The organism is Dysgonomonas termitidis, assembly GCF_042654545.1.
Classification (GTDB): Bacteria; Bacteroidota; Bacteroidia; order Bacteroidales; family Dysgonomonadaceae; genus Dysgonomonas; species Dysgonomonas termitidis.
In genome coordinates, this window is the sequence record NZ_JBHSGN010000149.1 from 1 (window position 1) to 12,882 (window position 12,882).

General features: G+C 40.8%; 8 protein-coding genes. 2 read left to right on the forward strand and 6 right to left on the reverse strand.

Translation table 11 applies throughout. From position 1 onward, the window contains the following. Positions 1–95: 95 nt before the first annotated feature. The 4 genes from ACFO6W_RS23485 to ACFO6W_RS23500 form a co-directional block, all read right to left on the reverse strand. Positions 96–2,123, reverse strand: coding sequence for a TonB-dependent receptor plug domain-containing protein (locus ACFO6W_RS23485; protein ID WP_380001098.1), 2,028 nt, complete (start codon positions 2,121–2,123; stop codon positions 96–98). 132 nt (positions 2,124–2,255) lie between these two features. Further along, complete coding sequence (locus ACFO6W_RS23490; RefSeq protein WP_380001100.1) at positions 2,256–2,858, reverse strand: hypothetical protein; 603 nt, start codon at positions 2,856–2,858, stop codon at positions 2,256–2,258. 98 nt (positions 2,859–2,956) lie between these two features. Further along, a complete protein-coding gene (locus ACFO6W_RS23495) occupies positions 2,957–5,359 on the reverse strand; it encodes a TonB-dependent receptor (protein WP_380001101.1) in 2,403 nt (800 codons plus the stop codon). A gap of 77 nt (positions 5,360–5,436) precedes the next feature. Beyond that, positions 5,437–5,838, reverse strand: a complete 402-nt coding sequence (locus tag ACFO6W_RS23500; RefSeq protein ID WP_380001103.1) for a Fur family transcriptional regulator — start codon at positions 5,836–5,838, stop codon at positions 5,437–5,439. A gap of 406 nt (positions 5,839–6,244) precedes the next feature. Between ACFO6W_RS23500 and mgtE the strand changes: the two genes are divergently transcribed. Then, entirely contained in the window at positions 6,245–7,636 is a 1,392-nt protein-coding gene (gene mgtE / locus ACFO6W_RS23505; protein WP_380001105.1) for a magnesium transporter, read from the forward strand. Between the two features lie 106 nt (positions 7,637–7,742). Here mgtE and ACFO6W_RS23510 read toward each other — a convergent pair whose 3' ends face one another. Beyond that, on the reverse strand, positions 7,743–9,317 hold the full coding sequence (locus ACFO6W_RS23510) for an NAD(P)/FAD-dependent oxidoreductase (protein ID WP_380001107.1): 1,575 nt from the start codon (positions 9,315–9,317) through the stop codon (positions 7,743–7,745). A 204-nt stretch (positions 9,318–9,521) separates the two neighbouring features. After that, positions 9,522–10,817 (reverse strand): MFS transporter, encoded by a 1,296-nt coding sequence (locus ACFO6W_RS23515; protein WP_380001109.1) that lies wholly within the window; start codon positions 10,815–10,817, stop codon positions 9,522–9,524. 601 nt (positions 10,818–11,418) lie between these two features. Between ACFO6W_RS23515 and ACFO6W_RS23520 the strand changes: the two genes are divergently transcribed. After that, positions 11,419–12,609, forward strand: a complete 1,191-nt coding sequence (locus tag ACFO6W_RS23520; RefSeq protein WP_380001111.1) for an L-serine ammonia-lyase — start codon at positions 11,419–11,421, stop codon at positions 12,607–12,609. The last annotated feature ends 273 nt before the right edge of the window (positions 12,610–12,882 follow it).

A 12,882-nucleotide genomic window follows, 5' to 3' on the forward strand; every position in this document is an offset into this window, starting at 1 on the left:
AAAGTTAAGGGATTGACCTTTTTTATTGGATAATTCTATAAATAGCAACTTGAATTAATTATATAGAAGAAAGTTCTGACTATTCTTTGGCATTACTATCTGAAAGTATAACTAATACCTCCCATTAGCCAAAAGCCGGCCTGAGGTATATTTCCCCTATCGAAGTAATGTGTATCATAAAGATTATTCAGATTCAGATTGAATACCACATCTTTATATTCATAGTTCAATTTCAGGTCGAGGGTTGAAAATGCAGGATAATGCTCATCACCCACTTTTATCAGATTTTCATATTTTTCGTAAGTGCCCATCCGCTTTTGGAAGCGAAAATACCAGCCTGCTGAGAGTCCTTTATATATCTGATGATTGAATTTTGCCGTAAACTTATCCCGCAAATAGTTCAGCGAATAGATAGATATGAGGCCCTTCGTATCCCCATCCTGATGCATACGGATATAATCCAAAGCCAGTGATGATTTACCGCCCAACGCGGGAAGTATATCTCCGATACGGAATTTAGCTCCCATTTCCACGCCTTTAGTATCTATTTTACTTAAATTCCATGCAGTGTATGCTTCATCTGCCGGGTTCTCTTTCACCCAATCGATAATATCCCGACCCCATTGTATAAAGCCTGTAAGGTATGCACTGAAGAGATTATCTTTATATTTTATGCCTAACTCCAGAGATTCCGATTTCTCCGGCTTCAGATCATTCCGGCCGATGTGCGTAGGTGCTTTATAGTACATATCGGTAAAGGTAGGCACACGTGTTGACTTGCTCCACGACGACGATATGTTTACTTTATCCGTAGGGCGGTAAGTCGCGCTTACCGATGGATAGAACTTATATTGATTGTCTTGTAATGTATTATGATTCATCAGTGCCCCTGCGGATAATACGAACTGCTCTATGCTGTAGGTATGCTCCAGTGATACGCTGGCATTTGTCCGGTCGTCATATTTCGTATATTTACGGTGTGGCTCAACCATAAGCATTCCCAGGTTGGTACTCATAATATCTTCCCTGCGTATTTCACCTCCAAGGCTGGTATTCCCTAATTTCGACCTGTATGAGAAAATAAGGTTAGCCCCGTAAGTATCGCTGCGGTGATAATTCCGCCCGTAATCGGTATCTTTCACCAGATCGTACTGATCGTGATGCCTGTTCCAATAAATAATCGGGACTATTTTTAGCTTGGAACCAAACTCCCCTTTCAGAGAACCCGTATACGTACTGGTTCGTTCATACTGATTTGGAAACTTAGGAGAATAGAATGTATTGGCACCGTATTTTTTATCATTATATCCCAGCTGCAGGTCCAGTTTCGATTCATTTTTGAGTCTGAAACGTGTTTGCCACAATACGTTATAAATATCATAATCACTGTTTGCAATATAACCATCCGAAGAATTATAGCCTACCGACAGGCTATTGGTTGTCATACCCGTTTTTGCCGTACCACGCACTTCCATTCCCCGAAGTTTGTGCATCCCGGATCCTACACTGGCATAGGCCTTGTAATCCGTATTCTTCTTAGTGATAATGTTGATTCCTCCGGAGAAAGCACTCGAACCGTAAATAAGAGCTGACGGGCCATGAATGATCTCGATGCGTTCGATGTCGGAAAGATTGATGGGAATGTCGAAACTGTAGTGCCCTGTCTGGGCGTTTGAAAGGTTTACTCCGTTGAGGAGTACTGCATTTTGGTCGAACGATCCGCCACGGATCGAAATGTCGGCTTGTACACCGTGTCCGCCTCTTTGAACTACGTCTATGTTAGCGGCGTAGACTAACAGATCCTGAATACTGCGGACGGGCGACTGCTCAATTTGTTCTTTTGTGATTACCGTAACAAGCTTTGCCGTCTGATTGATCGGAGTCTCTACCCGGGATGCCGTGACCATCACTTCATCGAGTTCCTTTTCCAATACTTTTTGCTGTTGTTCGCCATCGGTAGTAGTCTGTGCAGTAATTGTAGATACAGTAAGGAATGAAATAGCACATCCCCTTACCACTCCGATGTTTACAATTCTGTGCATACTGTTGAATGCACTGTAGGCCTTCCGTACAAAGCGTTTGAAACGGTAGACCGGTCTTTCCTTAAAATGTTTTCGATTCATTTTTCTAGAATTTGTTAATAAAATAAATTGTCGCCGCAAAAATACGGATTATAGATAAAGTTACCGAGCATAAATGCATAAAAAAAGCATGAATCCGGATAAGATTCATGCTTCCAGTTATTTAATACAATATTATTTCTGTCCGACTCTTACGTCATACAACGACTTCCGGTTCATTAATACAACTTTGTAGTCCATAATAGAATCTCCATTTCCGGCTTTGTCTATCACTGCCACTTTCATATCATAGATCTTCTGACTTAAGACCAGTGTATCCATAACCGACACATCTCCATCTTTACGGGTTCGGGTAATGGTGTCGGGTATCTGAAGCAACCTGTTACGATATACTGTTATATCTTTTTGATTAAATATCATTTGCCCTAGCTTGACTATTGGCATTATGGAGTCTTTCACATTTTCCCGTCCTCTCTTATCTTTATATTCAGGATTTATTTCCACTTTAAAGGTAGATAAAGCCTCATTATCCGTAAACCGGGCATATATATACATCCATTTAGTGGCTATTACCGTATCCATTCTATTTGGATTATCATTCAGGCTATCATTCATCTTAATGACCAGATTACCGTACATCAACGTATCATTCTTATTAATCCTTACATCTGATATCGCAGGTGGTTCTGTCTCATCACCCTCAACCTTTGCACATGATGAAAAATACAGGCCGGTCAACAGAATAAGCGTAACAATAAACAAGCAAAAATTCCTCATTACATATTATCTAAAATTGCAATTACGAAAATACAATAAAGTTGCGAGTTACAGGCCACAGCTAAACGTTTTTTTAGATTATTGGCAATCCAGGCTTATCAGCCATTGAACGGAATGCGCAAAAAGACTTGTATATTCCTTCCCGGCTCGGGTATATTCAACCGGCGATAAAGGCTTATATGATTGAGATAGCGCGTATTAAATATATTTTGCACCTGCAGACTGAAATTAACAGCAAACTTAGGAGTAAACCGGTAATCGAACCCCGCACCCGCATGAAATAAACTGGTACCGGCTGTTTTTGCTTCATCAAAACCTACCCGGCTTTGCTTTGCATACCATTGATGGGAGGCTGATAATTGATAATATGTCAGTCCTTTCCTTTTACCTGTATCTTTTAAGTATTTTATCTCATTGGTCATTGTCAAAGGTGGGGCGAAAGGCAGGGGATTATGGTCATCCAGATTTTTATTCAGCACAAAACTTCCGGCAGAAGAAAATTCCAGTTGCCTGAGCAGTAACCATGTAATTTTATACTCTGCTCCTGTAAATATCGCTTTTGCCTGAGAATATTGATAAGGCTTATCATCATAGAGCGATACAGGTGTTTCCTCCACAGGCTGTAAAAAGATAAAATTGGAATAATAATTTACAAAGGGACTGAATTCGACGGAAAAACCCGCCTTGTTATCATAATTTAAGCCTAAATCCAGTGTATAACCGTTCTCTGCTTTCAATTCAGGATTACCAATCTCGTAACGGAACGCTGCGTGATGTACACCGTTTGCTGCAAGTTCATTGGCCGAAGGAAACCGGAAAGTTTTGGAGACATTTGCCTTATATGTTAGACCTTCAGATAAATACGGTGTATATGCCAGTCCTGCACTTGCCGACCAGCTGCCAAAGTTACGGTCAACATCATAGGCGCGCTGCGCGTATTGTCTCACGACCTCTTCACCGTATCCCTGTTCTTTAAGGTAGGTAGCCAGAGTATTATCATAAAAGCCTGTGACATCCATATTTCCGAAATCATACCTCGCTCCGGCTGAGAACAGCCATTCATTTGTAAAGCGGAATGTATTTATAAAAGATAATCCACCTGATATCTGATTATAACGCGGCAGGAAATACTCGAAGCCCCCTACTCTGTTTTGCTGATATTCTACGCTTGCGCCGATGGTTTTTGTCCAATTCTCCTTTTCATCCAGGAAAAGCCGGGCATTGGACGAATATGTCCTCAATTTGAAATCTACTGCAATATCATCGTCCGTCCCTGGCTCGGGCTGTCCTTCATAATGTTCGTGAAAATGCTCGTATTCGCGACGATGGTTATATTGATAACCTGTATTTACAGACAAACGAAACGCCGATGTTTTCCACTCTGTATTATTCGTTACCGCAAAATGATTTGCAGTAGCGTATGGCATAGTTATATTCCGGTGTGAATTATCTGCATCATGATCGGGATTATCATGGTCATCATCCGCATCACCATGATCATGGCCGGAATGATCTTCCTCCAACTCAAAAAGCCCGCTCTTTTGGTAGTTGTTACTTACATTCATATATGTAGTCACATTCTTTTTCCTGAAACCGACCGTTCCCGAAAGTGAATATTCCCTCCCCGCTGAATTGGGTAAACGTTTGTCCGGGAAAGCAATTTCCTGCGACTCATAGTCCGCTTTTTCGGCGGGTAACCTGTAATCGGCATAATCTTTATAATTGTAAGCACCTTGCAAAAACCAGTTGCCCTTTTGCCATCTGGCAGTAAGCCCGGCCCCGTATAAATCATTATTCGACGCACCATATAATTGTGCTTCACCTTTGAAGAAATCCTTATTTTCAAAGCCATATGACTGTATCTCTATCGCGGTTGTAGTACCCGAACCTAACAACAATGAACTTGGTCCCTTATACACACTCGCATTATATATATCCAGCAGGTTCATATCTATGCCGTGGTCGGCTCCCCATTGCTGATTCTGCTGGCCAATACCTCTGTTTATTACAGCTACCCTGTTGCCGCTCAGCCCTCTTATCACAGGTTTTGACGTACCTCCTCCGATATTCATGGTAGCTACACCCGGTAAAACACTTAACATCTTATTAAAAGATGTAGATGGTTTATCATAGTCTATTTGCCTTATAACGGGTTCTATATATCCTGCCGAAACTTCCACCTCTCCGAGTTCTACAGCCAAAGGTTTTAAACGAATATCGAGAAGTGTATCGTTATGTATTCCCACATAAACAGTATCGGTTTCATATCCTATATAGTTTACAAGAAGAGTATAATTATCATCTTTTAAATGACAAAAGCTAAAAACACCAAGGCTATCGGTCAATTCGCCCACAGCCGTATTTATTATTGAAACAGCAGCCCCCTCTATCGGTGTCCCAGTATTACGGTTTGTCACTTTTCCCGATAATGAGCAGGTTGATTGGGCCGAAAGCTGAAGATAAATAACAGAGAAGAATAGTATAAATAATATCTTTTTCATAAAAGTCATCCGACTGTTTTATTTTTGAGTAAATATGTTTTTGATTTCTTTATAATTAAATATCCGGCTACAGGCTCTTATATTTTGCAATCAGGGCATGTACCTTCAAGTAAGACCTCTACCGAATCTACAGAAAATCCCTCGGGCATGGCAACCGGCGCCTGAACCTCTGTTTCCAGACATGTTACCACATCACATTTTATACAATGAAAGTGAGCATGTTCTCCCTTGGGTAAGGCTTCCTTATCAAGGGCATATTTAACCGTAGAATCATGCAGGACAATACGATGGATAATATTCTTCTCTTCCAGCGTCTTCAGGGAACGATAAAATGTAACTCTATCGAATAAATCCGGTAAGGCCTTTTTAATTTCATTCTCTGACAAAGCTGAATTATTATTAAGCAACTCACTGATTATGAACTTACGGCAACCTGTATTTTTCAGGTTGTGATATTTTAATATTTGTTCAATACCCATATTTGCAACAACATTATAAATGAAACTACGTTGCAAATATAACACTATTTCATTTAAAATATTCAGATATATAAAAAATATCCGGTTAAAATTTAAACAGATCCTTATTTCGACTATTCATTCAATTAGCATATTTACGAACAGGGTAAAATTCACAGTTCTTCATTTTTTACTTATATCGATAAACTTCTCCCAAAACGGCAATATCCGGCATTGGGATAAAAATTTATCATTATACCCTGATACTGCAAAAAAATATTATCTTTGCAGCCGCATTTCGCAAACGGATAATGACGTTGCTGACAATATCAATAATACCGCAAATTTGTGAAAGCTAATTCATCCCAAAAACAGAATCACAGACAGAACTGTTTTTGTATTATCCACCTTATAATTTATCTTATGGATGAAGGAGAATATCGAACAACTGACAGAACAGACCAAGCTTCTGATTGAAGCAGGTGATGTTACCATGCTGCGCATCTTTCTTGACGATCTGAACATTTCGGATGTAGAAGATCTGATAGACGAATTACCTGAGTATGCCCCGTTGATTATTACCACTTTAAGTCTCCACAGGGCAGTAAATGTATTCAGGATATTAGATGTACCCACACAGGAACGTATTATCATAAAACTTCCGGGACAAAAAATATCCGAAATTATTAACGGATTACCTCCCGATGACCGCACTGCTTTCTTCGGAGAACTAAAAGATCAGGAACTACAGCACCGCCTTATTTCGTTGCTTACACCCGAAGACCGAAAAGAAGTATTTACCCTCCTTTCATATCCGGAAGACAGTATAGGGCGCCTGATGACACCCGATTTTCTTGCGATATCCAAAGATTATACTGTAGAAGAGGCTTTACAGTACATCCGTAAGAATGGAAAAAATTCTGAAACGATCGATGTAATATATATACTCGACGATAAGGGTGTACTGATAGATGACTTACGGATAAAAGAATTGCTTATCAGTGATCCGGAAACACCTATAACCGACCTTATGGACGGACGGCTTATTTCTCTGAATGCCCCGGACCCTGTGGAAGAGGGCATAAAGATATTTAAGATGAATAATCGTGTAGCCCTTCCGGTAATAGATTCGGGCGGCATTTTACTGGGTATCGTCACCATAGACGATATCCTCTGGGTTGCCGATGAAGAATATTCGGAAGACATGCAACGGATGGGGGGTACATCGGCCCTGGACGAGCCTTATCTGGATTTACCCGTCCACAAACTGGTATGGAAACGGGCTGGCTGGCTGATTATCTTATTTATAGGGGAACTACTCACTGCCTCGGTAATGCAATATTATGAAGAACAATTGGCACAAATGATAGTATTGGCGCTGTTTCTTCCATTGATGATTTCGAGCGGAGGTAATAGTGGTTCACAGGCTTCTACACTCGTTATCCAAGCTATGGCTACCGGAGAAGTCAAACTACGGGACTGGTGGCGTGTATTCCGCCGCGAAGTAGTTTCGGGGCTTAGTCTGGGGATTATACTGGGGGTCATAGGCTTCTTTCGTATCTATGTATGGCATCTTATATTCCCCAGTCTTTATGGTGAACATTGGATCATGGTAGGCTCCACCGTATCATTTGCCCTTACAGGCATTGTACTTTGGGGATCATTGATAGGTTCCATGCTGCCATTTATACTCCGGCGTTTAGGAGCAGATCCGGCGACATCGTCCGCTCCGTTTGTAGCCACAATAGTCGATGTAACGGGATTGATGATATACCTGACCATAGCCAGCTGGATATTCGGTCCATTAATGAATGGCTAAATTAAGCATGTCATAATTTAAAGACATACCCATACCATTAACTTAAATTTTATAACTCGCAGCATAAAAATAGCTGCGAGTTATAAATTTGTATAGTATAGTTATTTCAGGTAGGCTTATTGCTTCCGTTTATTTTCTCCGCCAAAGCCTCCGCACAGCGCTCTCCATCCATTGCCGCCGAAACAATTCCCCCGGCATAACCGGCTCCTTCGCCGCAAGGATAAAGGCCTTCTATCTCTATATGCTGCATTGTTTCTCTGTCGCGGAGAATACGGACAGGTGAAGAAGTCCGGCTCTCTACACCTAAAAGTATAGCCTCATTCGTCAGGTAACCTTTATAGCTGTTTCCCACTTTCTTAAACGCTTCCTGTAAGCGCGAGGAAACAAACCTTGGCATCCACTCGTGCATAGGTGACGATATTACCCCGGGAGCATAAGATGTATCAGGCAGAGATTCGCTTTTCTTGCCATTTACAAAATCATAGAGCCTCTGCGCAGGAGCTACCTGGGTCTTTCCTCCGTGCAGCCATGCCAGTTCTTCCAAATCTTCTACAAATTTCAACAGGGACAATTCATCGTATTTTGCGTATTCCGGAAAATCTTCGGGATGAACCTCAACCACTACTCCCGAGTTAGACCAGCGGGAGCCACGGTTCGACGGCGACATACCATTAACGACCACTTGTTTGGGGCCACTGGCCGATGGAACTATTGTTCCCCCCGGGCACATACAGAAAGAATATACACCACGGCCTCCGGCCTGAACAACAAAGCTATATTCTGCTGCCGGCAGGAACTCGCCCCTGCCCTCTTTGCAATGATATTGTATCTGGTCTATCAGGTGCGATGAATGTTCAACACGGAATCCTACAGCCAAACCTTTGGCCTCTATTTTTATTTTCTGGTCATGCAGCATATAGTAAACATCGCGAGCCGAATGGCCGGTAGCAAGAATAACCTGTCCTAAAAATGTTTTTCCATTGTCCGTCTCTATCCCTTTTACTGTATTATTTTCAATTATCAGTTTATTCATACGGGTTTCGAAATGGACTTCGCCTCCCGATAAGATAATCTGTACACGCATTTTTTCTATAATACCGGGCAGCCTGTCTGTTCCGATATGCGGATGCGCATCTACAAGGATAGACAGTTCCGCCCCGTGCTGACAAAAGACATTCAATATTTTTTCCACATTACCCCGTTTTTTACTACGGGTATATAGCTTACCATCAGAATATGCTCCGGCACCGCCTTCACCAAAACAATAATTCGATTCAGGGTTTACCACATGTTCACGGTTCATCAATGCCGTATCACGTTTCCGGTCGCGGACATTCTTACCTCTTTCTATTATAATAGGGCATATACCTAATTCAATCAGCCTCAATGCTGCAAATAATCCTGCCGGCCCCGCTCCTACCACAATAGCCTGCGGACAACCTTTTACATTCGGATAATAGGTACTTACAAAAGCTGGATCGTCTTGCACTTCATTCACGTATCCCCTCACCCTGAGGTTTACAAATATATTCCGCTGCCGGGCATCTATCGAACGGCGGAGAATACGCACCGAATTTATATCTTTAAGCGGAATACCGGATTGACTTGAAAAAATGCGTCTTACTTTTTCTATGTCTGACGCCTGTTCTGGCGTAATGCGTAAGTCTATATCTTTTTGCATGAATCATTTATTAATTTGAGTGTACAAAGGTATATTTTTTAATGATAAGTTATAAATTATGAATTATATCAACTTATAATAAAAAGCGTCTGTACCACCGGTGCTTTATTATATGTATAAAGTTTGCGGAATCTCACATAAAAAATTGGCAGCAAACATTTCTGCCTGCTGCCAACCTATATTTAGTAAAATTTTCCTGGAATATTATTCTACAGGAATATCTGTATTTACATTCTTACTTCCGATAGCTGAGTAATACAGCATATAAGCCAATCCGGCGAATACCACCCAGTAACTTGCCATATAACCTACGCTGTCGGCAATAGCGTTCTGAAGAAGCGGCATGATACCTCCACCACAAACAAGCATCATAAAGATACCTGATGCAGCCGCAACATATTTACCAAGACCTTCTACTGCAAGATTAAAGATACCTCCCCACATTACAGATGTGCACAATCCGCATAATACCAAGAACATAGCATTAATAGGAACCTGGGTCATACCGAATGAAAGAGCACCTGTAGCAGGATCTGTCATAAATACAGGCATAGAAATATTTTGGGTTGTAGGCAGGAATATAGCCAGTAATACCAATACCAGACCTACGGCCGAAGCAACGGTCAACATCACTTTACTGGACACCTTGCCTCCGATGGAAGCTCCTGTAAAACGGCCTATCAGCATCAGGAACCAGTAAGTGCCTGTCACAAAGCCGGCAGTTGTACCATCAAGGCCACCACCTCTGGTTGCATCCGCAAGGAATAAGTTTAATGTTCCCGGTATACCCACTTCAATACCCACATATACGAAGATTGCAATTGCTCCTAATTTAAAGTGACGGAACGATAAAGCGCTGTATTTATCTTTAACTCCTTTTTCAGCAGGTTTAGCCATATGAGGCTCAGGTATCTGAACCATAGACAATACAATAAATACCGCCGCGAAGATAGCCATGGCAATGTACATTACCGGATATACATCAGTGATGTTAGCTTTTGCCACTTCACCTACTAAAGCACCTACTAATATAGGGACCAATGTAGCACTTAACGAATTGAATGTTCCTCCGACCTGGATCAACTGATTACCTTTCTTTCCGCCGCCGCCTAACGTATTCAGCATCGGATTCACAACTGTATTCAGCATACACATTGAAAATCCTGCAACGAATGCACCTAACAGATAGACAACGAAACTTCCGGCACCACCCGAAAGATACTGTATTCCTACTCCTGTAAAACCAACAGCAACAGCGATCAGTGCAGTTTTCTTATATCCGATTTTCGATAGCAAAATACCGGCCGGAATACCCATGAAAGCATATGCTATAAAGTTAGCGAAGTTACCCAACATACCCATGGCATTGGAAACTCCGAACTGGTTTTTCAGTACAACCCCCATCGGCGCTGCAAGATTCGTTACAAATGAGATCATCGCGAACAGGAAGATCATCATAATAATAGGTAACAAATAATTCTTTTTCTCAGTACTACTCATAATATTACTTTAGTTATTAATTTAAATTATTCTTTATTAAATCGTTTCATAGTGTTCAGTACTTCACTTCAGGAGTTCTCAGGGAGTAATTAAATCATAAAAAATCAATTACCCCCTGATTAACTCCAAGATACAATTTAGGAATGTATCTCAATTCATGGTTATAAAAGGCTAAGTGAAGATTGTTTTCGCAAAAACGTTGTAAAAATACTTATACATTTTGAGCTTCTGTTGTCAAAAAACGTGTTGTACAACATAGAATTTTATATTTAAATATCACTTCTTTTTATAAGCGATGATTTTCTTTTTTTATTACGGTAAATTTGACTATTTTTATTATTCCAAATCAATAAAAAATAATCATTTGGATATTAACGTATTAATACATTTCCAACATTAAATAATCATAGATAAAAAATATAAAATACAATAAGTCATAGAATTCATTATAGTTTATATTAAATTGATATTACTTTATCTATATGAAAATCAACCGGAATATGTTTAACAATATTTAATATCATACTTTCGTTAGGAGGAATTCAATTTGACAATATGGACACGATCAACTGAAATATATTATACAAAATAAAGTAAACCGATGGAATCTATTCGCAATTTGTACAAAATAGGTCATGGACCTTCGAGTAGCCACACAATGGCTCCTCAAAAAGCGGCCCAGAAATTTAAAGACGAAAACCAGTATGCCGACTCATTCAGGGTAACACTATACGGCAGTCTCGCCGCCACAGGTAAAGGGCACATGACAGATATCGCCATAATAAATACACTTCTTCCATTTCCCACAGAAATAGTATGGCAACCCGAAATCGTCCTTCCCTACCATACAAACGGTATGAAATTCGAAGCCATCGTTAAAAGCCAACCTGTAAAGGAATGGATAGTGTACAGCATAGGCGGCGGAGATTTATCGGATGGTACTTCCGAAACCAAAAGAGAAATTTTGTACGGTAAAAGCACCATGAATACAATATTGGAATGGTGTCAGCAAACAGGTAAAACATTCTGGGAATATGTGGAAGATACCGAAGGCAAAGACATTTACGAATATTTACTGACTGTATGGAAAACAATGGAAGCTGCTATCCATAGAGGAATGGATGCCGAAGGTCTTCTCCCGGGTGGCCTCGGATTGCAACGCAAGTCATCCATGTACAGCATTAAAGCCAAAGGTTATCAGGGCTCCATGAGAAGCCGCGCCTTAATATACTCCTATGCGCTTGCCGTATCGGAAGAAAATGCCAGTGGGAATATTATCGTAACAGCACCTACATGCGGTTCCTGCGGGGTACTCCCGTCTGTTCTATACCATCTGAAGATGAATCACGACTTCAGTGACCAAAAGATAATCAGGGCATTAGCCACAGCCGGATTGATAGGCAATATAGTGAAAACGAATGCCTCTGTGTCAGGAGCCGAAGTCGGTTGTCAGGGAGAGGTGGGTGTCGCTTGCGCCATGGCCGCAGGAGCAGCCTGCCAACTATTCGGAGGCTCCCCGCAGCAAGTCGAATATGCCGCTGAGATGGGTCTGGAACATCACCTTGGACTTACCTGCGACCCTATATGCGGACTGGTTCAGGTACCTTGTATCGAACGTAATGCCTTTGCTGCGGCACGGGCCTTGGATTCTTGTTCATTTGCCATGCTATCGGACGGAAAACATCTTATCAGCTTTGATAAGGTTGTACGCACGATGCAACAGACGGGACATGATCTGCCTAGTCTTTACAAAGAAACTTCTACAGGTGGTCTTGCTGTAAATCTGGAGTAAGTAAATAGCTGAACCGGAGGTTTGGTTTATCTTCAATAAAACTGATTAATAGCATCTTATAGATAAAACAGGCCTTGATATTTAGATATCTTATTGTAGGCAAGGCATAATATAAACGACTGTATAACTTATATTTATATAACATTTCATATACTTTAGTTTCAATATTACAGGCTTATTTCCTACTTTTGTACACATGTAAATTAATTACCTTATATAACCGATGACACCAATCAAATTATTAAACAAAGCAGCGGACAACATCCGCATTCT

What these genes read in the sequence shown, in the direction of transcription:
- ACFO6W_RS23485 (WP_380001098.1), bottom strand. Translation starts at nt 2,123, where the DNA reads ATGAATCGAAAACATTTTAAGGAAAGACCGGTCTACCGTTTCAAACGC.
- ACFO6W_RS23490 (WP_380001100.1), bottom strand. Translation starts at nt 2,858, where the DNA reads ATGAGGAATTTTTGCTTGTTTATTGTTACGCTTATTCTGTTGACCGGC.
- ACFO6W_RS23495 (WP_380001101.1), bottom strand. Translation starts at nt 5,359, where the DNA reads ATGAAAAAGATATTATTTATACTATTCTTCTCTGTTATTTATCTTCAG.
- ACFO6W_RS23500 (WP_380001103.1), bottom strand. Translation starts at nt 5,838, where the DNA reads ATGGGTATTGAACAAATATTAAAATATCACAACCTGAAAAATACAGGT.
- mgtE (WP_380001105.1), top strand. Translation starts at nt 6,245, where the DNA reads ATGAAGGAGAATATCGAACAACTGACAGAACAGACCAAGCTTCTGATT.
- ACFO6W_RS23510 (WP_380001107.1), bottom strand. Translation starts at nt 9,317, where the DNA reads ATGCAAAAAGATATAGACTTACGCATTACGCCAGAACAGGCGTCAGAC.
- ACFO6W_RS23515 (WP_380001109.1), bottom strand. Translation starts at nt 10,817, where the DNA reads ATGAGTAGTACTGAGAAAAAGAATTATTTGTTACCTATTATTATGATG.
- ACFO6W_RS23520 (WP_380001111.1), top strand. Translation starts at nt 11,419, where the DNA reads ATGGAATCTATTCGCAATTTGTACAAAATAGGTCATGGACCTTCGAGT.